Below are 25,167 nucleotides of genomic sequence, written 5' to 3' on the forward strand. Positions count from 1 at the left end.
TGACGGAAAAATATAGTCCACCACCCAAGATCCCCTTATTTTTGATTTAAATGTTGGGCAAGTATTAAAATGAATTCTGTTTGAGCTTCCAAGGGGGTGAAATGACCGATGCCAGGAATGATATGATAAGAAGCATGCGGTAGCTCTTCATTTTTTAACTTTAGTCCAAGATGCGGATGTATGTAAGAATCGTTCTCCCCGAAAATGATGGTTACCGGCATAGAAAGAAATTCAGCCAATCGACCACGATAAATTTCAAGCTTTTCCATATCTCCTGAGCGGTATAGCTCTAAAGTAATTTTATCCTTGATTGGATCTGTGAACAACTCATAGAAATCATTTACGATTGCTTGAGATACATGGGGGACGGATTTCTTCATAAACCCTTCAAAAACGGGCTTGTTTTGAAGATAGGCAACCCATTGTTCTCCTCCGCCAAGAGAACGAATTATTAATGCGTCTTTATGCCAAATAAAATCAGGACTAAAAGTAGCATCTGAAATAACTAAACTTTGCACACGCCCAGGATTCATACAGCCCCACCTTGATCCTATAAGAACCCCCCAGTCATGGGTGACGAGATGAAAATGCTCAATGGCAATCTCGGCTGAAAAATCGCTAATAAATTCCATATAACGCTCCCACGTAGACGGCTCATCGAAGGCTTCACTTTGTCCAAAACCAGGAAGATCCGGAGCGATAGCTCTATATCCGGCATTCTGGACGGCCAGGGCAGCTTCTGCCCAGAGCAATGAGGATTCAGGGAATCCGTGCAAAAAAAGTACGGCTGGAGCATCCGGCTTGCCGCAATCTAAATAGTAAGTCTCTTTTCCTCGAACTGTTATGGTTTTCTTTTGCATGATAAACAAATCCTCTCTATTTAATACCGACCGGTCTGTTTTAAATTAACATAACACCAGCTTTACTGCAAGATTTTTCTTCCAGCTGAAATGATGATGTTTAGGTATTCTTGATTGTTTTTCAGGAAGTAGTATAATATTTAAGACCAAACGGTACTTTTTTGAGAGGGAAGGTTTTATCATGCGCAAAGGCCAAATAACCAAAGAACATATCATTCGCGAATCGGCTGGTTTATTTAATACGAAGGGATATACAGGCGCTTCCTTATCTGAAATTATAGATCGTTGCGGTATACGCAAGGGTGGAATTTACAATCATTTTGAAAATAAAGATGAAATTGCTTTTGCGGCCTTTGATTATTCTTTTTCTCAAATTCTAGTTCTTCTTTCCAAAGCACTAGGGAATGCATCCAACTCTAAGGAGAAACTGTTGGCCATATGTGAGGTTTATATCGATATCATTGAAAGTGATACGTTGGAGGGAGGATGTCCGATATTAAATACAGCGATTGAAAGCGACGATGGACACCCTCTTCTCAAAGAACGGGCTCAACAGGCGATGACAATTTTTATCGAAAAGTTAACCATGCTTATTGCCGAAGGCATTAAGAATAAAGAATTTAAAAAAGATATAGATCCTGAAGAAGTGTGCAGCTATATCATTGCTGTGGTTGAAGGAGGCGTTATGCTAAGTAAATTATTTGATGATAGCAAGTATATTCGTCATTGCGCGAGTAATGTAGTTCAATATATCGATAATATGATGCTGATCAAATAAAATAAGAAGATGACCCATTTACTTTGCGGACGGTGTCAGTTTCGCTGGTAGCTGTAAAAAGTACTTCAAAACTTATTTGTCACCCAACAGCAGCTGTCACCCGATAAATAAGTTATTAGATGAATGAACACTTTGGTAGTAAGTACGTGGAAGCAAGACTACCGGGGGTGATTAAGCTTAACGGATACAATAGCACAATATCAACAGGCTGCCAGCTTACTCGGCAGCCTGTTGAAGTAACGGGCAGATTAGTGCAAACAATCTTTACTTTTAATGTGTTATCATTTTGACAGGGGTGACGGCTGTGAAGACGTAAGTTTGATTTGTTTTCCAATAGATTTTTCCATTAAAATCCAATAAATTAAAAAGCCGATCTCATAAGAGAATATATCTAAAATATCAGCTGTAGACCGCATAAAATAAGGTGATCCATACTCCCAAAACAAACCAACTACTGAAATAAAAATGAACTGGATAGTAAAACTACGTATTCTCCTATTTTTCAAAACTAAAATCAGACAATTTGAGTAAGACAGTAAAATCAGTGAAGCAAGAACATCATTAAAATGATTTTTGAATAGCCAAGAAAATTGCATTTCTATCTTTTTAAAATAAAATTGATTTATAAAATATAAAAGAAAACATGATGCTAAAATCATTAACTCCTGCTTTATATTATATCTGATACCCCTAGGAAGAAGATGATATTTTTTCAACATAGCATCATAATAATTACAGCCAAAATTATTCCACCTGCAATAATAAACACTGACTTCAAAGTTATTCACTACCTTCCTTATACAATGAGTGTTTATATATTACCACAATTCGACAAATAGGTATATATAACTACATAACATAATAGAAATGCATTTGGTAAGCAGGAAGCTGAAAAACATCATACATACGAGGAACTCGCACATAAAATAATACCTGCGGTTTTTGTTACCGTTGTTAAGCTATCGGAAACCGATAGCTCAACAACCAACGAAGGCAGCCGGCCACAAGGATCGGTTGCCTTCGTTGCGCTAACGGGCATGATAGTTTATGATCAAACGCGGTGAACCGTACCACAAGTAACAACGAAAAATAATTGTTGTAGTTCTTAAGTTGCAATACAATTAAAATATGTAAAGAGCTGAGGACTGCATGGAAGAGCATAAGAAATCAATAAGGTGCAACTGAATATTACAAAAATACAATTCTAAATAAATTGCTTCTTGGTGTGCACAAGCCTACAACGACAGCTTTTACAGAGGTTTCTTGAGTTGAATAATGGACATGCTGTCGTTTACGAAATTAAGACAGTGTTTGATAATCTTGATCGCCTTGAGTCACAAATTACGAATTATTATAAAGCTTTTACCCGTGTGTCAATTCTTGCTTCTGAGAACCATATTGATACAATACAAAATACAAAAGCGACTTGAGGATCCAATAGTCCAATAACAGGACATTCTACTTGAATGTTGCTCTTGACTTGGAGTGTACTCCAAGTTGTATAGTGATCGTTAGTCAAGTAAATATCACTTTTGGGGGGGCGTAATCATGAGCACATCAAAAATAGTTTTGATCACTGGCGGAAACAAAGGTATTGGTCTTGAGACTGCTAGGCAATTGGGCAAACTAGGATTCACAATATTGCTCGGTTCAAGAGATGAAGCAAGAGGACAGGAAGCGACGGCGACCCTGACGGCTGAGAACATAAATGCAAAGGCAATTACCCTGGACATAACAGACTTGGATACAATACAATCCGCAGTAAAACAAATTGATGATCAGTATGGAGCGCTTGATGTTCTGATTAATAACGCTGGCGTGTGCTTAGAAAGTGGTCTTCCTCCGAGTCAACACGAATTAACTGTTCTAAGGAATACTTATGAGACAAATGTTTTCGGCAGTTTTTCTGTCACTAAGGCAATGCTCCCTTTGATTAAAAAATCGCCTGCTGGCAGAATTGTAAACCTTTCAAGTGGCTTGGCTTCCTTGACCGAGTATAATACCCCGGAATCGGATGCCGAAAAATACGGAATAAATTTACTCGCCTACATGAGTTCGAAAACGGCTGTCAATGCACTAACAGTCTTGTTTGCCAAAGAATTAAAAGATACGCCGATCAAGATAAATTCAGCTGATCCAGGGTACACAGCTACGGATTTGAATGGGCATACGGGTTATCGTACCGTTGAACAGGGCGCTTCCATTGTCGTGAAACTCGCCACCCTTCTGGGCGATGGTCCGAACGGCGGTTTCTTTGATGAGAACGGAGTGATACCGTGGTAATACGTCAGGAGGTGCGGCAAAGTGATCGACATTCCCGAAACCGTAAGCACAATAAAACAGGCGGCTGAATTCACGGGTCTGTCAGAAGATACGATCCGCTATTACGAGAAGATCGGGTTACTTCCGTATGCCGACCGCAAAGCAAGCGGACACAGAACGTACAGTAAACATCAATTGGAAGGCATGGTCTTTTTAACGAGACTCAAAGCAACCGGAATGACACTGGAAGAAATGAAGCATTTCCGTAAGCTTTACGAAATGGGTGAAGCCTCACTCCCTGAGAGAGTCTCCATTCTAATCGAACACAAGAATAGAATTCAGAACGAGATTGACAGATTACTGGAGACACAAAGGATGATTGATTTCAAAATTGACAAGTTCAAAGAGGCCTTTGTAAATCCAGATTTAAACAAAAAATGGAAATCCCCATTTGCCGATTGAGAGCTTTCTTATTGAACGCTTCTGCCCTTTAATCAACGGGTGCCAGTCAAATACATTATTTTCCTAACACTTTGGAAGGGGACAAACAGATGGAACAGAACACGATGGTTGAGCAAGGTTATGCAGGATACTGCGAAACTGAAATATTCGATGCTTCGCTAGGTCGTTCATTCCCGATGCTGGTGATGTATCCCTCAAATACCCCTGAATCGGAGGATCGATTGGGACCTTATCCGTTGGAGCTCGCGAGAGACGCGGAGCCGGCGGAAGGAACGTTCCCTTTGGTCTTGGTCTCTCACGGCTCCGGCGGTACGCCGCTTGCGTACCGAACGCTGGCTAGGCATTTGGCGCGAAATGGGTTTATCGTCGGCATGCCGGAGCATCCGTTCAATAACCGGAACGATAATAGCCTGGAAGGTACGGCAAAGAACCTCTCGTACAGGCCGAGACATCTTAAGATGGCCGTTGACTGGTTTTTCGAGAATAAGAGGTTCGATGGGAAAATGAAACCGGATGCCGTCACGATCATCGGGCATTCGATGGGAGGTTACACGGCTTTGGCGGCGGCGGGCGGCGTACCGACTTCTTTTCCGCACGAGTCCCCGGACTATCAACCTCAGCTCATCGAAGTCGAGCCGGACCGCCGAATCCGCTCTCTGGTATTACTGGCTCCGGCATCGGTCTGGTACCAAGCCGAGGGGGCGCTAAACTCGGTTACCGTTCCGATCCTGATGCTGGACGCGGAGAAGGATTCGCATACGCCGTTATTTCACGCCCAGATTATACTGGGAGGAGTTGCAGACCGAAACATGATTCTGTATCGTACGGTCGAGAATGCCGGGCACTTCTCCTTCCTAAGCCCGTTTCCGGAGTCGATGATCAACTCGTCGTTTCCACCGTCCCAAGATCCTCCAGGCTTCGATCGGGTACAATTCCAGAAGACCCTGCAAGATGAAATATTGAGTTTCCTTCGAAATCAGCACTCATAAAAAACCGCCCAACCGTCGTACGGTTGGGCGGTTCGTCTCCTGTTCAGCGGAAGTCCCGCGGCAGCCTGCGGTTCACGGCAACTTGATGCTGCTCGTCCTGAACATGCCACTCGTCAAGATTTTCGCCAAGATCATCGAGGCGCCCGCGAAGTACCTGCTGCCGATCATTGTCGCGATCTCGATCTTCGGCATCGCCGGGTACTTCCTAAAAGTACTTTAGGGCCATCAAGGCTGCCACGTGACACACTTTGAGGGTTTTTCGCCGATAGGCCCGTTACGGAGAACCGTATCATAAATAACGGCAAGTTTTGCAATATGTCCTTGAGTGGACTGTCCTTCTTCGCCATGCCGATGACTGGTGCTGCGACAGCGTTCGCTCAGGGTCGTGGACAAGGGTTAACAGCTTTTTCTTCCACCTTTAAGCAACAAAGGCCGTCCGCGGTCATCAACCGTTCCTTACATATGTTTCCTAGCCTCTTCCATCACCAAACGACATTTGGCAAGAAAGTCCAGCGAAAACCTGATGTCCGTTTCGGAATAGTCATGAAAATGAGTGTGAAGCGCTGTACCTAGCGATTGAAATAACGGATAAATGTCTCTCTCAGCCTTGTCCTTCCGAACATAGATAATGACTTTTCGGCGGTCGCTCGGATCGATCCATGATCGCTTCGAAGCCATTTCTCGTCAAAAGTGCATCCATTGGATAATCCGCTCTACTTGCAGAACCGCCAAATGCTGTTTGTCGGTCTTGCTATAAGCTTCGCGATGATGTTGTTTATTGTGGTCATTTCCTATTTCAAGCCTTGGGGGAAGAGAAGAGGAGTATAGTCGCATCTTATAACTTGCCGTTACAGACAGCGCGGGGGACCGTATTATAGATAACCGTTACGCTAACGGAAACGATAGTTGAATAACAAAAGGTCAGTTTGCATCAGCAGACTGACCTTTTATTATTAGGTTTATTCTTATTAATGATAACTATATTCTATGATTATGAGTATAGTATTGGAATTATCTTTTACTAAGAAATTGACAATTTGCCTTAACGTACCATTCTCCAATGGTGCTTAATACAAGTTCTTCATCATGAGATTGAATTATTACATTCTCACCTATAAGTTCACCTTGTAAAAAGATTGAGATTGGCTGTTGAAATACACGCATTCGTTCAAAGTCTGAAGGTTCTATTAGTTGACGTTGTTTTGGCATTGTTATCTCCCTTTATGAAATAAAATAATTTACAGTAAAACTCGAGAAGTTATGAAATAATTTTAACAGTCAGTTTCGAATATGTTTCTAAGATTTTGTTATTAAGCTCATGGGCACTTAGATTTAAACTGCGTGATATCTTAATTATTTTGAAAAAGATGATTTAGACAGATTAAATCCTCCTGATTCTAGTAAAACTAATATTATTAGATGATTTGGGAGGGTTTTGCTATGAAATTAGACGAGCTATGGATACTGTATGAAACCGATAAACGAATATTGGGGTTCAGTCCTCACACATTAAAAGCTTACTCTCTTCAGTTAAAGATGTTGATTCGCGAAATGGGTAATCTCGAACTCCAGGAGGTATCTTTAAATCAGCTAAAAGACTATTTGGCCAAACAAACAGAGCGATTAAAACCAAGCAGTTTAGGACATCGGATCCGATTTGTACGTTCTCTTTTTCGTTTTGCTTTTGAAGAAGGCCATATTCCTAAAAATCCATCCCTTAAGTTGAGAGAACCAAAGATGGATAAACGAATTCCCAAATTTCTGATTGAAGAAGATGTTATCCATCTAAAGATTTCATGTCATTCACCACGTGAGCATGCTCTTCTAGAATTTCTGTATTGTACGGGTTGCCGTGTCGGCGAAGTACAGAAATTAAATATTGAAGACATCAACTGGGAAAACTGCTCGGCTATTGTAAATGGTAAAGGTTCCAAACAGAGGGAAGTATATTTTACGACAGAGTGCAAGGTGTGGTTAAAACGATACCTTGAGAGTCGTGAGGATTCCAGTAAAGCGTTGTTTGTCACCGAAAGCCATCCTATCCGCCGTTTGAGTATCCCAACGATCCGTCACTCATTAAAACTGTTGGCAGCGCGAGGTGAAGTAGCTGCAAATGTATACCCACATCGTTTTCGGCATACCTATGCTTGTCAACTGTTAGATAACGGTGCACCATTGGAGTTTATACAAGGGATGCTTGGGCATGAGAAAGCATCAACCACTCAAATTTATGCTCAGTTGCGGGGTGAACGAAGGAGAGAATTGTATCGACGTTATTTTTAGGATCCATGTGAAACTAACGGTAAAGTAGCTATGATGCGTATCAATTGTCTGTGTGATTGAAAACAGGTATGTTAGTAAATCTGTTTATGATTTGTATCAATATCAGCATTTTTTCGATCGCTGTTGTACGATGTTCCTTTGTAGCATGTAATTTGAACTCGAAGAATGCTAGCGGCTATCATCGTTAATCTCATTCATTCCTATGCTTTGAATAGGTCATGTACTATTACTACTGATGCGGAGCTTATTTTAATTGTCCCAAAGACATAGAAAATAAGGTTAACACAAATTGAATTTTGCTTAATCAAAGGTCCTTGATTTTCAAGGGCTTTTTGTATTAAGAAGCATAAGTTTGCCATGGTAATTTGGAAGCATAAGCTTTCCAAAGCGGCAAACTTATGGGTTAAGTCACAATGATTCATTTTAAATAATGAATTCATCAAGGTTACCCATCTGGTAACAAATCATTAAGCCTATGCGATGTATTCGATAAAACGGCAAGCTATACGACAAAGGCGTCTAAAATTGATAAAACACGGTAATCGATCATGCGTCTATTTTGACCCGTGTGCCCCTAACGGAAAGTATTGTAGTTGACGCTCCACTAGAGCCTATACATTTTTATTTCGAGGATTAGAAGTAAAAAGTCAAAAAGTGGTTAATACTGCATAAAGAGCTTGGTTTATTCATGATGAAAGAAGAAATTCTCAAATCTTTTAAACGAGAACCTTTCATCAATGATGATTATCGGGTAAAGAGGTTAATAGTTTTCGCAAAAATAAAGAAGTATGAAACTGCATAATTAATCTCACTCAGAAAATAAACTAATAGAAAGCGGAAATTTAATGATAACTTGGAATAGAAAGTGGGTGAAACCTTACGAATCTATTTGGTCAGTATTTGAAAAATGTAAATTAGTTAACTTAGTAACTGGTAACGAACTTCTAAAAGAAATAAACCCAGAATATGTTCCGGGTCAACGGAAATTTAGAAACCTATATACTTTATTAGGTTTCGACTTAGAACATATTAATAATATTTTAGGTATGGATTTGTCGGATGTTATTAGGGATATGGAGAGTCTACGTAAACTAATTAAATTAGATAATATCCGCCCGATGAGTGTATTCCACACACATTTGGTATTCTGCAGTTCATGTATCAATACCCAATTCCATAGTTATTTACATCAATTTAAATTAATTACTCATTGTCCATTTCACTTAGAAAATTTAAATGAGAAATGTCCCGAATGCAAAAAACAAATCAATGTCCATCAGTTATCAAATAATATACCGTATACTTGTTTGTGCGGGTGTTACTTATCAGGAAAAGTGATTACAGATAGGTGGAATGAAGCATTTGAAATAAAGGATCAAATAGTAATTGAGTGGCTTAAAACACTAAATAAAATTAATGTGTAGAAGTAAGTGGGACTAAAAAATGGTTAATTATTGCCTCAATTTAGCAATAATTAACCATTTTTTATTTGTTTTCTAAATTTCTAAATATTTCTTTAGATATAGTATGTATCATCTTTACATCCTCGACACGCTTATGTTTCAAATAATTGTGATGGACCTCTAAAACCGCGTCGAGTTCAATTTCATTTGAGTTCAACCTAAGCTCTCGATAATCGAATAGATCACCTGGTCTTATTTCTAAAGCATTCATTATTTTTTCCAAAGATTCAAGTGAAATATTTCGTACTCCTCGTTCAACATCACCTAAGTATGTATATTTTATCTGTGCCTTTTCACTTAATTCTTCCTGTGTGAGGCCTTTATTTTTTCTAATTTCTCTAATTTTTTCGCCAACTAATTTCTTTAAATATGTCATTGAATCACCTCATATTCAGAGTAGGTGAGTATTAACCAGAAATAAACCCCCTTATAAGTAATGAACATTGATAATATAACTTATAAGTGGTAATATTAAACTGCAAAACTTATTTATATTCTTAGTAAGGGGAGATGTCCAAAAATGTATACTGGGAAAATAACTGTCAGTCAACTTTCCCAATTAAAAATGATCCCAGATGGCCAATGTATTATTCCCCAAAGTATCTATGATTATGGCTGGCTAGCCTGTCTTCCTATTGTTAACATAATTACGCTGCCTCAAATCAGTAATTGCATAGCTTTGGATTTTTCGAAAGATAGTATTATCGATTACTTAATACGAAACAATGACAAAGATTTATTTTGGAAATTTCAAAATAAAAATTCTCATTTCATTTCAAAAAGTGAGATGAGCGAGTACAATCTTTATTCTGCCCGCGAACAAAATATTGCAAATAGGTTAGAAAAGAACGGCTTTGTCTATCCTTGCAATATGCAAGAAGTTATTGGATTGTTTATTAAACTGGGCATCATGATCGAATGTCCAGATAATCAGAGTGAAATAAAAATGGATTTAATCATCCTTCCATTTCCCAAGCCAGATACATTATTAGGAATCATTTAATTATTAATTATTCTTAAATCACAGGAGAAAACAACATATGAATAATTTACTTCCTAGTCCGATTGTGATTGAAAATGTTTTACAAAGTAAAATGCGTGGAAAAATCGCGTACCAAAGTAACTTATCTGCAACGATTGCTTTAAATCTTACTTTTGTGAAGCCATATGATGATCCTACTGTAAAGGGATATCAAAGGCCAGTAGATCCAAAAAGATGCAATGATTTCGCAGTTTACTTGTCGAAAGGACAGGATGCACTTTTTACTCCTATTTTATTAAACGCAGGCTCGCTTTGGGAGTTTTCGTCCTATGATAAGCACAGGCCGCAGTACGGCAGGCTCATTTGTAATGGAAAAGCTTCTCTAATGGATGGTCAACATCGTCTTGGAGGGATAAAAAGATATATTCAAGAAACTAACGCTGACATCAATGTCCCATTTTTGGCTTTCCATTGCTTAGATGAAGATGAAGAGATAAAACTCTTTGATACAATTAATACAAAAGCAAGAGGTATAGGATCTTCACTAAGTAAATTCCTTCGCAGGGATTCAGATGATATCAGCTGGATTGCTACAGAATTATTAGTAAGACATGAGAGTCCTTTTTACAATATTGGTAGCATAATTGGTAAAAGAAATAAGGGACGACATATAACACTTCAAAATATTTATAGAACTTTACATTTGTTACTAAAAGATCATGAAATCATGACTTATTCCAAAGAAGAAAAATTGAACATGGCATTAACCTATTATAATGCACTAAAAGAAACTTTTCCCCAACAATGGCTTGATTATAATGGCTATCGAATAACTCATATTGTATGCTTGGACGCACTTTCAATAGCTGGCTCAAAAATTTTAAGAAAATGTACTACAGATAACAAGAAACAATTCGATTACTTAGGCATTAAAAAAGAAGTTATCAAGTTTAAAATAATTGATTGGTCAACCAATGGACCATTAAAATACATTAAAGGAATTCATGGTTCAAAATCTTTAGCAAAAGATTTTAATGAACTCTTTGTTACGTAATGGAAAGACTTTAAATAAAAAAAACAATCCCAATTTGGAGATTGTTTTTTTATTTAGTTTAACTTTATTCGGAATAATTTCCATCGAGCAAAGTATAAAGATTAACATCCAAAACATTAGTAATTTCGATAAGTGTATGTAATTGAATACGATGGACACCATTTTCAATATTAATAATCGAGGGACGCGATAAGTTTATTCTGTTTGCTAAATATGTTGGTGTCATTCCCTGAGCTAATCTAAGCTGTTTTATTTTATTACCAACTACTTTATATATTTCATACTGTTGCATAATGTTCACCTCTATTAATCTATGATTACTCTTAAATTCTAGTATTACCATTTTATTAATTTACTATAATCCTTAAATGAAAATCTTTTGTTTATAAATCTTACATAAAGGGAAAAATAACCAAAAGCAAATGAAAAGAGGACCAAATATGTTTACACATCCGGTTATAGTTAAACGACGAAATGGCCGTTATGGTAACAATTTATGGTATAGCTATAGCCCCAAACTTAGACGAAATGTGTATTTAAATAGTGATCTTGAATATGATCATTGGATTCTTGTTGAATTTGATTCGAATGTTAAATTATTCTGCGAACAACCGAAACATGTCAAAGAGTTCGTTGATGAAGAATGGATTGATACAATATTCGATATGTGGATCCTAAATAAGGATAACAATGAAATTTTTATTGAGGTTAAGTATGCTAAGGAACTTGATAAAGATCATAATGATTTCTCCTTACGGTCATCCTTACAAGTGCAAAAGCAAACTAAATGGTGCGAATTTAACAATTTTCTATATGAAATCCATACAGACACTTACATTTATCAAAATAAACTTTTGCTTAATAATTACAAAAGAATTCTTCCGTATATTGACAATAGAATTGAAAAAAATTTAATCGATCGTAAATCAATATTAAATTTTTTACAATCAAATTCCAAAGTTACAATTGCTCAAATTGAATCACACTTTACTACTTTGTCTAAACATAGGGTACGAGATGCAATTTTCAATTTAATTTATGAAGGACTACTGAATGCGAATTTAAATACTATTGAGGTCGGAGCTAAAACGGAGGTATGGATCTTTGAGTAGAAGTCGATTTGTAGAAAATGTGGAATATTCAATTCAAGAGTTAGACTATTCAAAATGGCCAACCGTTTACTTAGAAAAACATAATAAGACTTTTGAAAATAGAAAAAAAGCAGTTGAACTATATTTAGATAACGAAGTCACTCTCGAAGAAATAAAAAACTTAACTGGAGTCTCTAGAAAAGAACTACGAAAATTCGTTAAAAAGTGTCTAGAACGTGATAATGAAGGTTCATTATGGGGATTTCGAGCACTGTTAGGTTACAAAAGAACAGGGGAAACATACCTCAGAATTAGTGAAACGGATGGATTTGGGAAAAGCAAGCTTACAGGTGCTTTTAAAAAGTTATTGGAACAATATCCAAACATTGAAGTTATGATTAAAAATTACATTCTAAATCGTCGTAAACGTGCTGCAGTTGATAAATTCATTAGAGTCAAGGATTTACGCGATGATAAGTTTCTAAAACTCTGCCGAGCAGAAGGCATTCAACTTAATGAATACCCCTTTAACACTAAGGATAAAGGCCTCCGTTCGTTATATCGGTATGTGGAACAACTTATTAATGAAAACATAACTGAAGCAAGTAGTCGCTTCGGAGATGAAGTACAAAGAAGACTACAGGATTTGGATGGCGAGACGTCACCTAAATGGGACGTTAGAAATCTGGGAATCCCATATTACATAACACGTGTAGATTACAATATTTCTTTTACAAAAATAAGCGAAAATTTTAGGCATTTAGTCAAAAAATACGTTAAGCGCAGCGTTTGATTGATACGGATAGTATTCGCTGGAGACTGCAATTCAAGACGTGTGTCGATTAACGTTTTTTTGCATATCTGAATGTGAAAGATCCAGACTGGGATGACCTTATTAATTTGTCAAGAATAGATATGGAAGGCTATTTTAAGTACATTAATGACACTCCAATGGGTGGAGATAGTCCATCCAAATATAGAAATCAGGAACCATCAGATTATTACATTTGGAGTATGGTGGCTAATATAGAGAATTGAAGCCCCAAGCAAACCAGTAACTTGATAAATTATCGTAATAGACTCAATTAAAGTAGGGGGCCGTATGGAGGAGTGTCAATAACCTGGAACGAAAAATGGATCAAACCTTTCGAATCGACATGGTCGATTCTCGAAAAAATAAAATACATTAATCAAGTAAGTACCAAGCAGCTAATATTTGATGATTGTCTTGTTTACTGTGCTCAGTGCATTGATGTGGGCTATCATAGTTTTCTCCATCAATTAAACATCATTGATCTTTGCCCATTTCATCAAATCAAATTAGAACGAATTTGTTTAAAGTGTAAACTAGAATTGCCCTATCGCCTTGCTCCACATGAATTTGAACAAGGTTTCTTATGTAGTTGTGGTGAGAGCTTATTAAGTGAACAAAAGGGTGCTTCTTTATTCATAGACTCTTGGACAATTGAACTATGCATTACAGATATAAGAATCTCTAATTGGCTAAACCTCAGTATGCCAAAAAGGATACGTATTGACAAATCTATAGTCCTTAAACAGTTATTAAAAAATAACACAAAGGTAATTGATCACTTGCTTTCGACAACTGTAGAATCAAATAGAAAATCATATATTAATCAAAAGAAAATTCTACAAAAGGCTGACATCAATCTTTATGACGAGGTTTATAATACATGTCGAAACATACTGATCTCATATGAAAAAAATATATTAAAAACTTTTCTTGCCGAACATAGTCATTGTATTAAACGACTTGCAGGGCTATATAAAAGAAAGGGGGAGGTACATTTTCCTGATATATGTCCATTAGCCTATGCTTATATATTTTGGAGAGAATCCCTCTATAATATTAATCCTTTCTATAATGAAACTGCACCACTACGGAAAAAGAACTTGAAGTCACTAGAACTCCCATTTTACATAAATAAAGAATCAATTAAAGATACAATATTAAATATTATAGCCTCGAACGAAGTTAGTGATAGAGTGCTGAATTGGATGATCAGCCACATGGTTTGGAATGTAGCGGATTCCCATTTTTATGAATGGTTAAGAATTGCAAAAAAGTATGCACCACAAAGTATCCGTCCAGTAACCAAATATGATGACTTTACAGCAAACATAAAATTATTTTCGTTTTTAAAAAATGAAAAAGATTCTATATTGGAATATCATGTTATGGAAGATCCAAAAACGATTAAAAGATCAAATATAGAAATATTTTGTCCTTATCAAGAAAGTAAATTAAAATACATTCATGAGGATGAAATTTCGCATTTACCTATGAGACTTGCGATACAATTAGGATTAGACAGTGAAAAGAAAAAGAAAACTGCAGAAAAATATTTGGCAGGTTTAAAAGTATTCTCAATTGTGAAATAAGCGGGAAAAGCAGCTGCGCCCTATAAAATGGAGGCACATTTGTGTCATTTATGGAGGCACATTTGTGTCATTAGACAGCTGCGTATTAATAATAAGATTGAGAAATGGCACGACAAACATATACATATGTATAAAATACGGGTTTTATGAATATGTATTAATCCCCAAAAGCGCTGACCACTTCCCTAAGCCAACGCTTCACTCCTCATCTGTCCGTTGAAGCAAATGTGGTTGCATTGAGGAAGCAAAACCAGTTGCATTCCCCATCCGCGAAGAATTTGTGAAGCAAAAGTGGTTGCAATCAATTGTTAATATTAACAGTATGCAACCACTTTTGCTTCAATATTGCCATTGAAATTAACAGTTACTCCTAATAAAATGAACTGAAACTGGTTGCAAAACATACAGCGTTGCTTCCTTCAATAGTTAACGTCCATGTTATCGACTGCTTTTTTTAATTCATCGTTTGTTAAATGTGTATATATCATTGTTGTTTGTATTGCAGAATGCCCGAGTTGATTTCTAAGTTTGGGCACATCGTTGTTCTCTTGATGATATCTAGTTGCAAATGAATGCCGAAGTGTGTGAACTGTTAGTGCTGGTCTACCGTGTGCAACAGCATATTTCTCGACCATTTTTTCAACTGAACGCGGGGTCAATCTCCTGGTTGTTCCTACATTGTAGAAAAGACCGGAGCTGCTGCATACAGTTATTTTAATGACATTTTCTTTTTCAAGATATGGAAACGATTGTTGCTTATAACATCGAATCCGCTATGCCGCCTTCATTACATCTGTAAAATGAATTCGAGTCCAAAACAGTATTCCGTATCATTTTCGTTTTGTATCTTAAGATCGCCAAATGCTCAAAATCGAGTACACAGTGATTGCCTTAGTAGATTCCGCTGCCAAGCGCACCAAAGACAGCTGATCGTTTCCTTCCGACTGCCTTAGTGTGTTTATTGAACTCTCATGCCCTTATCTCAACGAAAATCGAAGCGTTTGAACATGTAGAGAAAACCAAATACTAGGACATTAAGTCGTATTGTATAATGAAAAAGTGACAGTCAACTTGTATCCTTTAGCAACAACGGGAAAGGTATCATCTTTTCGTCCATTTTCGGCGAACAATACAACTTCTTGTCTTTTGCAAAGGACAAGAAGTTATATCCATAAATTAAAAAATCCGCTCTAATCGCGGATTCTAATCGATATATGTTCTTGTCCTCTTACATTGTCATATCATCACATTCTTTTTCTTGTAAACGCTGGGATTACTGATAAGCTTGGCGAACTCCAGTTTGTTGTTCAAATCTTTACTTCCGTCGATACGCGCTTGTTCAGAATCAAATAAATAAATATACACGTTTGCTTCGAATGGACCATTAGCTGTAGCGGTTTTATCCATCGTGTACCTATCGATGGCGTATGAATTAGCTCCAACATTGTTTAACTCGTCAAAGAGGCCCTATCCCTTGTTTAGAATCACCGCTTTTACCCTTTGGATCTATACCCAATAATTTAAGACCTTCGTTTTCCATTTCATGCGTCACAATCTCTAGCGTCAGCTCTTTTTCTACGATACCTCCGCCCGAACACGCTGATAGCACAATGAGAAAAGCAAAAATACATGACTGCGAATATAATAACCTTCATGTTATAACCCTCCTCAGTTGTTACTGGTTGTCTCTCCTTTGACGAATATGTATATGAACTAATTGCAATGTACGTAGCAAAGTGAAGGGCTGCCATGCGGCGGCCCTTTCGGAATTGAACTATCGTTCTCCATCCCTTCATCATTCAATTTTATTCCAAACTCCCTCACATACACACGTTCAATAACTACTGTGAAGGGTAACTACTAGGTTCATCATACGACGAGCAAAAATAAAAACTCACTCGCATAATACGAATGAGTTAATTATCGTTTGATCTTCTATTTGTATTGACAAGTTTATGTGCTTATTACATACACCAACACTGTACAAAGTTGAATTTAGATAATGAAAGCCAGATTTGAAAATTGTTTCCTTTGTTGAATTAGATCTAGAATGTACCAAATTACACTGAACACAAAAATAACTATTCATAATCGCGCCCCCCTTTTTCTAATTATAGACAAGTATATAGGATCGTTATAAATATTAAGAATATTTAATCAATTCTTAATCAAAATTTGATTTAGCCATTGTTTAATTATTAATCATACTATTATATTTATTGAATAATCATCTAGTTTTTGACTAAACACTAAAAGAGTTGCACTATTTTAATCTCTTCTACCCGTTCAATGACGGACTGAGCGATCTCCATCATTTTACTTAAAAAATAGCTCCTTCGGGAATGAGATAAGTTCTTGTCACCCGACAACTTATGACGGCTCCGTAATACTCATGGAGAAGATCATTGGAGATAACAAAGAAGTAATGATCGCGACCACAATGACAGCATCTTGAATTTCCTTGTTAATGACTCCCAATCTCATGCCGATCGATGCCGCAACAACGATTAATGTCATACGTGACGAGAGCAAAAATCCGCCAGCCAGAGCTCTCCTCATGCCTAGAATCGGTCCGAGACACATCATCGGGAGAACTTTAACGATATAGGCTGTAGATAGAAGAAGGGGAACCCAACCTAACGCCTCGGGGGATCTCACAAACTCCGATATATTAAAACGGAATCCAACCATGACGAAGAAAATAGGAATAATCAAGCCGTAGCCTATTCCTTCTAACTGCTCCTTAAACGGATGATGATCATGAAGATGAAAACTCGCTAAAAGAAACCCCGCCAAAAAACTACCTAGAATAGCCTCTGACCCTGTCATATCAGTAATGATTCCATATAGGCCGAGAACAGCCAGTAACCCCTGCAATCGGACCACGGAATTCTTGTGGAATTCCTTATGCCAAAATGAGGTTTTCCTCAGTCTGAATATGGCTTGATAGATAATTACGGATAAAGGCAGAAGCAAACCTACGGAAGCCTGACGCCACGTAAATCCAATATGGTAGGATCCTCCAATGATGGAGAGGATGATCATTGTGATGAGATCGGCGAGAATTGCGGACGTTAGAAGCAGTTGGCCATACTGGCTTTTGATGACTCCCGTTTCCTTGAGGACCGGCATCACAATCCCGAGTGAGGTTGTCAAAAGAATAAGCATAATCATCCAGGACTTTATTGAGGGGTCTATTTGGTGAATTCTTGTACCTAACAGAAAAGCCAACAAAGCGCTCCCCACAAAGACTAACAATCCGATAATAAGAGGGTTTTGCCGGATCTTCGCTCCTTTTTGATAACGAAGGATTTTAAAATCTATCTCCATTCCTGACAAAAACATTAAATAATAAAGTCCAAACTCACTAAGACCGTCCAGCCATTTCATTTGCTCCTGATGAAACACCCCTCTACCGTAGTAGGAAAGTAGTATTCCTAAAATCAAATAGGCCAAGACGGAAGGAATCCGGATAACTTTCATTCTGCTAAGCAGCATTTGCACGACAAATATACTTAGATACAACCAAAAAAGAGGTATTAAAGCACCATGTCCCATAATAATCAGTCCCCCATCCCTTATTAGGGTATGCTAGTCCGATTCGTAATTATAACTATCTGCATCCACTTTTGGTCTAGGATATTTGGACTCATTGTTCAGACCGTTGGCTTAACGCCCAGATATACATCTATACAAAAATAATTATTTTGTGAACATGTTAAAAGGAGCTGCAGCAGCTCCTTCATAGTTTGTATATAGTTAATTATTCAACTAACGTTTCCCTTAGCTCATCGACTTGACTTTTTATATGCAACGGTTCACCATACTGTATCTAAACACAAAGTACAATTTGACCATAAGATTTACATCAGTATATAAAGACAAAGCCACTCCTAACAAGGGAGTGGCTTCTTTGTATAGAGGTACCGTTTATCCGTATCGACATTCAGTCAGCCTTTCAGTCACACGTTCACGCTGTTGCTGGCGTGGATCAGGTAGCGTTACGGCTGCTGGGATTAGCTGAGCACATGCTTTAAGCATGATTTCCTGACCGTCCATGCGTTCATTCAGTCCTGACAAGGCTTCAACCATGTTCACGGTCACGCGGTCACCATCGTCATTCACGGTTATAATCGTGGGGGTATTGCCTGCCAATAAGTCTTCCACCTGATCAGCGTTCATGCCGTCCGAATAGCATTCGCGGATCTGAACAAACATAGCCTTGGATTCCTTGTCAATTGAATACCTTTTGTGCTGCCGTTTCTCTTGAAGATGAAGGGCATGCCGGTTTATGTATCGCCTAATAGTTTCTTCAGGGATGCCCGTTCCTTGGACATTTCCGCTACAGTCAGCCATTCATTCATCAAATTCACGTTCGTTCCATAGAATTCATGCACACATGCGTCACGCATTCATCATGAATGAACCTTTTTTATCTATAAGGCATTTCAGCGTTCTTGGCGTGAACGTATCCACTACATGTTCATTCACGTTCACATTCGCCACGGGTACCACCTATTAAATTTATGCTCATTACGCACGTCGTTTGTCCAATCTATTCGACTAGTCTATGAATATATTACTTAGGTAGCGCGCTATCGAAAAAATAGGAGGAATGAGTATGGAAAAGAGAACAATCAATATTTCTGGCAAAAAAATGGTAGTCAAAAAGGGACAGAAGATTATGAGTGTTGCGGTCACACGGAAAGCACGGGCAACAGTAGTTTTAGGCAATGGATTTTTCCGTGATGAATTTACTCGGATTGTTCCAGCCAATACAATTTTCAGGTTTACTTTTAATGCACTGAGCTTTAAAACCATAAGTGCAGGCTGGAGCAACGATAGGGCCATTCCGTATACAGTGTTGAGTTTCCCCCAAGGAAATAACTGGGTAGTTATAGTCAATAACGGATTAGCTACTTCGTTGTCAACAACATTTGCATTCATTTACAAATCATAAATAAAGTGTAAATTTCTGAATCAAACAAAACTGCTCATAAATACTCGAGGTAACTGAAAAAGTCCCTCTAGAAATTAAAAAGGTACAGCTCCCTAAAATTTAAGAGAGGACTGTGCTTTTTTCTGTGGTACCACCACTGGGCGGAGTCGCGACAAATGATTTTGAGGTAAGCAGCCCAAGGGAATCGCACCCTCAGGCCCTTTCTGAGTTGCTCAAGCAGGCGTTCAGCTTCCTCTTTCGTACGACAGTGGATCACTGCATCATCCGCGTATCTTGCCCACGGATTATGAGGATGTTTGATTCCCATCCATTTATCGTGACTGATCACCCCTCCTTGGGGTGTGCCGGAAGTTCGTTCTACTTTCTCTCCGTTCTTCATTTGAAACGGAGCCTTTAACCATCTTTCGATGTAGAGAATGACCCAAGGACAGTCCGTGTGTTTCCTTACTGCCTCATAAGCAACCCATGATCGATGTTGTCGAATAGACCCTTAATGTCAAATTCCAACACCCAGTCATGTCGCCAACATCTGGTTCTTGTTACTCGAACCGCATCTATCGCGGATTTTCCCGGTCTGTACCCATAGGAGTCGGAGTGAAATATAGGTTCCACCATCGGCTCAAAAGTACAACTTAACTGTCATGCGCGATACGATCTGAGACAGTTGGAATCCCGAGTATCCTTACCCCGCCATTCTTCTAGAATACGGCAAAAAGAATACAATATTCGGCTACATGCTCCTTCGCCAGCAGGATACAAAGGTAAAACAAAGCAATGAGTGTGATTCCGATTCGGTTCACGATCATACGGTCTAACACCTTTGCCAATTTACCCCCGATAACGAAGCATACGGCAATGAAAGCATTGGAAACAATGTTGTAAATCCCGTTAATCCATAAACTTTCCGTCAACCGCCACAGATACAGGTTCAGAAAAATGCTGGACAGTGATGAACCGAAGGTGAATAGCGATTGAAGAACTAAGGTGATCGATGCCTCTCTGTCCAGACGTTTATCTGGTGGTATGCGATTGAACAAAATGGGAATACCCATGTCGGTTTAAACTCCTACTCGAAGGACTTGAGTGTTATGGTCGCACTGGAGAACCGTCGGGAATGCGAGAAAGCGTCCACTCTGGCAGACGATTATGGCAGGGATAAAGCGATGCTTTGCTCTCGTCCAGATCAACGCCCAAACCAGGCTTCTCATTCAGATATACATAGCCGTTTCGGACCACTGGACAGCCCGGAAATACTTCACGCATTTTGTCGGAAAATTCACTCCACTCCTGAACGCCAAAATTCGGGCTGCTCAAGTCAAGATGAATATTAGCGGCCTGACCCACCGGAGAGATATCAGTCGGTCCATGCCAAGCTGTTCGTATACCAAACGCCTCACATAGCGTCGCCAGCTTCTTGGCGGGCGTCAGCCCGCCGATGGCACTGATGTGGCAGCGAATGAAATCGATCAATCTTTCTGTAACAAGCGGCATCCATTCCGCTGAATGGACGAACAGTTCGCCCATAGCGAGCGGTGTGCCGCACTGACTGCGGATTTGCCGGAACCAATCCAGCTGCTCGGGCGGAAGAGCATCTTCTAAGAAAAATAATCGATATGGCTCAAGCTGTTTGGCCAACCTTACCGCTTCGATAGGTACAAGACGCTCATGAATGTCGTGCAGCAGCTCAATTTCATTACCGAGCTTGCTGCGCAAATGCTCAAACAACCTCGGCACACTTCGTGTGTATGCATCTGGATCGAAATAGGACCCTAGCTGCGCGTTCTCCGGTGAATGAAACTTATGGCCTTTCCCGCCGTACCCACCCATTTGACAGCGTAGGATGCGGTAGCCCTGCTCGATATACTTGCGTACATTCTCTTCTACTTCTTGTTCATCCCGACCGTCAGTATGCCGGTAAACGACCGCCGCTTCCCGGAGCTTTCCGCCAAGCATGTCATACACGGGCATGTTCGCGAGCTTCCCCTTAATATCCCACAGCGCCATGTCCATACCTGAAACAGCATTATTCAACACCGGTCCGTTGCGCCAATAGGCACTGACCATTGAGGTTTGCCAAATGTCCTCGATTCGGAGAGGATCCTTTCCGATGAGGAATGGTTTCAAGTATTGATCTACAGCGGTTGCCACGGCCAAATGACGCTGTGTGAAGGTTGCACAGCCCAAACCGTACAGGCCGGGCTCATTCGTTTCTATTTTAACGACAACAAGGTTAACACCATCTGGAGCAGTCAAAATCGTCCGTACATCTCGGATTTGTAATTGTGACATGTTTGGCGCATCTCCCATTTCTGAAAATTTATACGAGCTGATTGCTGTGGTTTAAATCACCTTTAGCTCCACCCGAGACCTTCCTCTGTTTCTGGCATCCCTGGCAGAATGAGTCCGCCATCGACGCGAATGGTCGTTCCCGTTATATAGGACGCCTCTTCTGAGGTAAGCCATACAGCGGCCTTTCCTATATCTTCTGGTGTACCAGGACGTTCGAGAGGAATTCGCTGACCGAACTTGCGATAATAGTCACTTCGATTGTCATTTGTTTGAATCGCCCCTGGAGCAATGCAGTTCACGCGTATCCCATATGGCGCCAAATCCAGTGCAATCGAAGCTGTTACTCGAGTCAGCGCCGCCTTGACACCGCCGTATACAGCATCTCCCGGATAAGCCCTCTCTCCCCGAGTTGAGGTGATATTGAGTATGCTTCCACGGACTCCCTGTTCGATCATGTGACTGGACACCGCCTGCATAAGAAGTAATGGAGCACGTAAATCGAGGTGGAGTAATCGATTTATTTTTTCTAGCTCCATATTGGCCGCATTTTGAAAAATCGTAACACCGGCATTATTAACGAGAACGTCGAGATGACCCAGCGTTCGAATGGCTTCCTTAGCTAATTTAAGAGGCTCCTCCTCCTCCTCTAAGTTCCCTTCAAATACAACGCATTGGCGGTTTAGTTGATTTTCAATCTCCCTTGCTGTGAGATGAGCGTTATCTGCATCCTTCCAATGACTGATCGCGAGATCATAACCCCTGGCTGCCATGGCCAGCGCAATGCCGCGACCAATTCCACGACTTCCCCCTGTAACGAGTGCTGTTTTCCCGCTCATCTGCCCGTCCTTCCTTCCATATGGTGCTCGAAAAAATCAAACTGCCTTATCCAACGAATCGTTTGACCCGAGAGCGCGGCAATCTCCATAAATACCTCCGGCGAGATCACATGAGCGTTCCCCCAAAGCGCGATGAATCCAGGGGAAAAATCAACGGATTCACGCATCCCCACACCGGACTTATGCGTCAATTCCCATTGCAAGCCTGGAGGAAAAGGTCCACTTAAGCCTGAGTAAAACGGTTGTTCCGGCGTATAAGCCCAGGTCATATCCCCATCTTTGAAATCTAAAGGAGAACTAGGCTCGCTGGTAGGTGTCATAGGCAACTTCAGCCGATAGTCTGGTCCGAGAGGATTTCCGTCTATTGCTACGAAATTATGGCAGTATTCATGCGTCACAATTGTTTTTTCACCCAAATTGATTAACTCGTACGCAATGGAAAGCAAGTTATCTTTCACAGATAAGGTTTTAACGAGTTTCGCCGCATATCCATTACATGGGTGTGCGTGAACGGTGAACGTCACTTTCGATTCGTCTGCCTTTGTTTCTATGAAGAAAGGTTCAACCATGTACGGACGGGAGAATTTGTAGCTCGCTTCATCCGGACGGGTCAAGAGACCTACACCCAGCTTCGGGAACTGCCCTCCTGGAAGCGCTTCCTCGTAACCAATTGGCTGAAAAATGCCAAATTCATTGCAGAGTCCAGACCCCCCCGTTCCCTCACCTGGCGTCAACGATTCATCCGTACAAAAAGTGTGGCGGTTGTGCAACGTAATGCTAGAGACCCAACCGGTCCAATCAAATCTCGTACCGTTGTAGTTAGTACCTGGCTTTCGAACTATGACCTCCAGACTATGGGAGCGCAGCACGATCGGTGCAACTTCTACCATATCGCGTTTAACTTCCAGATCGCCAAGGATTCGAACTGGATGCATCCTTCCTCGGCAAAAATGCTGATTCCTAAGCTTTGCGGATCTGGGTAAATACGGAAGGAAGCCGTCGTTTGACCGTCATTCGCGAATAGCTCCAAAGAGGAACGATCCAGGAATATTTGCAGCTTCAGTTTTCCATTCGCCGCCGGCATCAACTGAATAACTCTTATGCCTCCGTCTACAATACCCGATCTCGTTCGATCCACGATCAGTTCGCCGTTCGTCAGACAGCAGGTAACAACTGTTTCTTGTGAGCTGTCTGCAGAACGACGCAACCGAAATCCGAAGCGATTGGCATCGCTTTCATTTATATGTATGATGGCTTCTATTTCAAGACAATCTCCCTTGACCTCATCGAGAAGATCCGTTTGCTCCGACGACAAGCGGAAGGCACCAAATTGTTGCTCGTTGCATCGAAGCTGCTGAAGCTCTGGCGCTGGCGTGAATGCAAGCTTTCCATTCCCGTCAAGTGTAACGACACGCGGAATGGTCATAGCCCCCGTCCATCCGTAGGCTTGTGTCGGCATCGGATTCCACCACATATCCATCCAACCGAACAAGATAACTCTACCGTGGCCATCGATCAAAGTCTGAGGTGCATAAAAGTCAGGACCGAGATCTATATCCCCATCTGAAACTTGTTTAAATCTTCCCGTCTCATAATCCATTTGGCCAATCATGTAAATATTGGTGCGGATATCCCGCTCTGTTGGCGACACTGCTGGGGAAGCAAGAAGTACATCCACTCCGTCCAACTGGAAGAAATCTGGGCAGTTCCAAATTCTCCCTTGTCCATCAAGGCCAATAGCCATTACGCCGACATAAGTCCAAGCCGTCAGATCGGCTGACTTGTATAAGAGTGCATTCGCACGCCCTTCCTTTCCTGAACCGACAGCCATATACCAGACACCCTCATGCATCCATACCTTTGGATCTCTGAAATCCTTTGAACCCTCCTCGGGAAACTTATCAATGACTGGATTGCCAACATATTTCCGAAAATAAATACCGTCTTCACTTGAGGCGACGCATTGCACTTGTACTTTATCCGGGCCATTCACATTACCGGTATAAATAATCGTCATCGTTCCATTGTTATCAACCGCACTGCCTGAGAAACATCCGTTTCGTTCGAATTCTTCGGTGGGTGCAAGAGCTATAGGCAAATGCTCCCAATAAACAAGATCTCGGCTTTTTGCGTGCCCCCAATGCTTCAACCCGTTTTGAGCACTAAACGGATGAATTTGATAGAACAAGTGGTATTCCTCACGAAAATAAATCATTCCGTTGGGGTCGTTTATCCAGCAGGATGGCGAAATAAAGTGATAGGCCAGACGGTGAGGATCATGGGATACCCCTACTGCTAGCAAATCGATCGATTCCTGCGCTTTTCGGATCGCTTCCAAGTGACGGGTTTCCAAGTGTTCGGATGTAAGCATTATCAATCTCCTTCCTTTTTTAGAGGGTTTTCGAAAGATTATGAAGGATCTTGGTTGTTTATTTCATTATAACCTACATAAACC

At 40.0% G+C, this 25,167-nt stretch carries 26 protein-coding genes and 2 pseudogenes; 13 read left to right on the plus strand and 15 right to left on the minus strand.

All coding sequences use genetic code 11. The features are described from left to right. Positions 1-35: 35 nt before the first annotated feature. Positions 36-860 carry an alpha/beta fold hydrolase gene (locus ASG93_RS12785; RefSeq protein WP_056832463.1) on the minus strand — a complete coding sequence of 275 codons (825 nt, stop codon included), beginning with the start codon at positions 858-860 and terminating at the stop codon, positions 36-38. A gap of 181 nt (positions 861-1,041) precedes the next feature. On the opposite strand from ASG93_RS12785, the gene ASG93_RS12790 reads away from it, so the two are divergent. The 5 genes and pseudogenes from ASG93_RS12790 to ASG93_RS35065 form a co-directional block, all read left to right on the plus strand. Next, entirely contained in the window at positions 1,042-1,638 is a 597-nt protein-coding gene (locus tag ASG93_RS12790) for a TetR/AcrR family transcriptional regulator (protein WP_056832465.1), read from the plus strand. A gap of 1,548 nt (positions 1,639-3,186) precedes the next feature. Beyond that, positions 3,187-3,921: an SDR family oxidoreductase gene (locus ASG93_RS12800; protein WP_056832469.1), complete on the plus strand. Its 735-nt coding sequence runs from the start codon at positions 3,187-3,189 to the stop codon at positions 3,919-3,921. A gap of 21 nt (positions 3,922-3,942) precedes the next feature. Next, positions 3,943-4,362, plus strand: coding sequence for a MerR family transcriptional regulator (locus tag ASG93_RS12805; protein ID WP_056832471.1), 420 nt, complete (start codon positions 3,943-3,945; stop codon positions 4,360-4,362). Positions 4,363-4,451: 89 nt separating this feature from the next. Further along, on the plus strand, positions 4,452-5,351 hold the full coding sequence (locus ASG93_RS12810) for an alpha/beta hydrolase family protein (RefSeq protein WP_056832473.1): 900 nt from the start codon (positions 4,452-4,454) through the stop codon (positions 5,349-5,351). 76 nt (positions 5,352-5,427) lie between these two features. After that, positions 5,428-5,544, plus strand: a pseudogene (locus ASG93_RS35065) (tripartite tricarboxylate transporter permease); the annotation flags it as partial. An 818-nt stretch (positions 5,545-6,362) separates the two neighbouring features. Here ASG93_RS35065 and ASG93_RS12820 read toward each other — a convergent pair. Continuing rightward, positions 6,363-6,560 (minus strand): hypothetical protein, encoded by a 198-nt coding sequence (locus ASG93_RS12820; protein ID WP_056832477.1) that lies wholly within the window; start codon positions 6,558-6,560, stop codon positions 6,363-6,365. A 231-nt stretch (positions 6,561-6,791) separates the two neighbouring features. Here ASG93_RS12820 and ASG93_RS12825 point away from each other — a divergent pair, with 231 nt between their 5' ends. Together ASG93_RS12825 and ASG93_RS12830 are read left to right on the plus strand one after the other, a co-directional pair. After that, positions 6,792-7,634 carry a tyrosine-type recombinase/integrase gene (locus ASG93_RS12825; protein ID WP_056832479.1) on the plus strand — a complete coding sequence of 281 codons (843 nt, stop codon included), beginning with the start codon at positions 6,792-6,794 and terminating at the stop codon, positions 7,632-7,634. A gap of 845 nt (positions 7,635-8,479) precedes the next feature. Then, positions 8,480-9,058 (plus strand): hypothetical protein, encoded by a 579-nt coding sequence (locus ASG93_RS12830; RefSeq protein WP_056832482.1) that lies wholly within the window; start codon positions 8,480-8,482, stop codon positions 9,056-9,058. A gap of 61 nt (positions 9,059-9,119) precedes the next feature. Here the strand turns inward: ASG93_RS12830 and ASG93_RS12835 are convergent, their stop codons facing one another. Further along, the gene (locus tag ASG93_RS12835; protein WP_056832484.1) at positions 9,120-9,473 is read right to left on the minus strand and encodes a helix-turn-helix domain-containing protein; all 354 of its coding nucleotides are present in this window, start codon (positions 9,471-9,473) and stop codon (positions 9,120-9,122) included. Positions 9,474-9,617: 144 nt separating this feature from the next. On the opposite strand from ASG93_RS12835, the gene ASG93_RS12840 reads away from it, so the two are divergent. Beyond that, on the plus strand, positions 9,618-10,100 hold the full coding sequence (locus ASG93_RS12840) for a DUF6042 family protein (RefSeq protein WP_056832486.1): 483 nt from the start codon (positions 9,618-9,620) through the stop codon (positions 10,098-10,100). Between the two features lie 37 nt (positions 10,101-10,137). Beyond that, entirely contained in the window at positions 10,138-11,133 is a 996-nt protein-coding gene (locus ASG93_RS12845; protein WP_056832488.1) for a DGQHR domain-containing protein, read from the plus strand. Positions 11,134-11,197: 64 nt separating this feature from the next. Here ASG93_RS12845 and ASG93_RS12850 read toward each other — a convergent pair whose 3' ends face one another. After that, positions 11,198-11,425, minus strand: coding sequence for a helix-turn-helix domain-containing protein (locus tag ASG93_RS12850; protein ID WP_056832490.1), 228 nt, complete (start codon positions 11,423-11,425; stop codon positions 11,198-11,200). Between the two features lie 148 nt (positions 11,426-11,573). Here ASG93_RS12850 and ASG93_RS12855 point away from each other — a divergent pair, with 148 nt between their 5' ends. The 3 genes from ASG93_RS12855 (at position 11,574) to ASG93_RS12865 (ending at position 14,627) form a co-directional block, all read left to right on the plus strand. Then, complete coding sequence (locus ASG93_RS12855) at positions 11,574-12,245, plus strand: hypothetical protein (RefSeq protein WP_056832492.1); 672 nt, start codon at positions 11,574-11,576, stop codon at positions 12,243-12,245. Then, positions 12,238-13,017, plus strand: coding sequence for a hypothetical protein (locus ASG93_RS12860; RefSeq protein WP_056832494.1), 780 nt, complete (start codon positions 12,238-12,240; stop codon positions 13,015-13,017). The genes ASG93_RS12855 and ASG93_RS12860 overlap by 8 nt, the downstream gene beginning before the upstream one ends. A gap of 317 nt (positions 13,018-13,334) precedes the next feature. After that, positions 13,335-14,627: a hypothetical protein gene (locus ASG93_RS12865; protein ID WP_056832496.1), complete on the plus strand. Its 1,293-nt coding sequence runs from the start codon at positions 13,335-13,337 to the stop codon at positions 14,625-14,627. 419 nt (positions 14,628-15,046) lie between these two features. Here ASG93_RS12865 and ASG93_RS34145 read toward each other — a convergent pair. The 5 genes and pseudogenes from ASG93_RS34145 to ASG93_RS12880 all read right to left on the minus strand — a co-directional run. Next, a pseudogene (locus tag ASG93_RS34145) lies at positions 15,047-15,364 on the minus strand (tyrosine-type recombinase/integrase); the annotation flags it as partial. A gap of 499 nt (positions 15,365-15,863) precedes the next feature. Further along, a complete protein-coding gene (locus ASG93_RS35070) occupies positions 15,864-16,034 on the minus strand; it encodes a hypothetical protein (RefSeq protein WP_156410886.1) in 171 nt (56 codons plus the stop codon). A gap of 487 nt (positions 16,035-16,521) precedes the next feature. After that, positions 16,522-16,716 (minus strand): DUF3973 domain-containing protein, encoded by a 195-nt coding sequence (locus tag ASG93_RS37170; RefSeq protein ID WP_162262851.1) that lies wholly within the window; start codon positions 16,714-16,716, stop codon positions 16,522-16,524. A gap of 281 nt (positions 16,717-16,997) precedes the next feature. Continuing rightward, entirely contained in the window at positions 16,998-18,185 is a 1,188-nt protein-coding gene (locus tag ASG93_RS12875; protein ID WP_056832500.1) for a cation:proton antiporter, read from the minus strand. A 372-nt stretch (positions 18,186-18,557) separates the two neighbouring features. Beyond that, positions 18,558-18,983 carry a hypothetical protein gene (locus tag ASG93_RS12880; protein ID WP_156410887.1) on the minus strand — a complete coding sequence of 142 codons (426 nt, stop codon included), beginning with the start codon at positions 18,981-18,983 and terminating at the stop codon, positions 18,558-18,560. Between the two features lie 265 nt (positions 18,984-19,248). On the opposite strand from ASG93_RS12880, the gene ASG93_RS12885 reads away from it, so the two are divergent. Continuing rightward, positions 19,249-19,587 carry a hypothetical protein gene (locus tag ASG93_RS12885; RefSeq protein WP_056832503.1) on the plus strand — a complete coding sequence of 113 codons (339 nt, stop codon included), beginning with the start codon at positions 19,249-19,251 and terminating at the stop codon, positions 19,585-19,587. Between the two features lie 444 nt (positions 19,588-20,031). Here the strand turns inward: ASG93_RS12885 and ASG93_RS36335 are convergent, their stop codons facing one another. The 6 genes from ASG93_RS36335 to ASG93_RS12915 form a co-directional block, all read right to left on the minus strand. Beyond that, entirely contained in the window at positions 20,032-20,202 is a 171-nt protein-coding gene (locus tag ASG93_RS36335) for a reverse transcriptase domain-containing protein (protein ID WP_235550839.1), read from the minus strand. Between the two features lie 83 nt (positions 20,203-20,285). Beyond that, positions 20,286-20,639 carry a hypothetical protein gene (locus tag ASG93_RS12895; RefSeq protein ID WP_056832507.1) on the minus strand — a complete coding sequence of 118 codons (354 nt, stop codon included), beginning with the start codon at positions 20,637-20,639 and terminating at the stop codon, positions 20,286-20,288. A gap of 34 nt (positions 20,640-20,673) precedes the next feature. Then, complete coding sequence (locus tag ASG93_RS12900; protein WP_056832509.1) at positions 20,674-21,876, minus strand: enolase C-terminal domain-like protein; 1,203 nt, start codon at positions 21,874-21,876, stop codon at positions 20,674-20,676. A 62-nt stretch (positions 21,877-21,938) separates the two neighbouring features. Next, entirely contained in the window at positions 21,939-22,712 is a 774-nt protein-coding gene (locus ASG93_RS12905; RefSeq protein ID WP_056832510.1) for an SDR family NAD(P)-dependent oxidoreductase, read from the minus strand. Then, positions 22,709-23,647 (minus strand): hypothetical protein, encoded by a 939-nt coding sequence (locus tag ASG93_RS12910; RefSeq protein WP_156410888.1) that lies wholly within the window; start codon positions 23,645-23,647, stop codon positions 22,709-22,711. The genes ASG93_RS12905 and ASG93_RS12910 overlap by 4 nt, the downstream gene beginning before the upstream one ends. Continuing rightward, a complete protein-coding gene (locus ASG93_RS12915; protein ID WP_056832514.1) occupies positions 23,596-25,083 on the minus strand; it encodes a glycoside hydrolase family 32 protein in 1,488 nt (495 codons plus the stop codon). Before ASG93_RS12915 ends, ASG93_RS12910 begins: the two co-directional genes overlap by 52 nt. Between the last annotated feature and the right edge of the window lie 84 nt (positions 25,084-25,167).

It is taken from the genome of Paenibacillus sp. Soil787, from assembly GCF_001429545.1.
GTDB lineage: Bacteria > Bacillota > Bacilli > Paenibacillales > NBRC-103111 > Paenibacillus_E.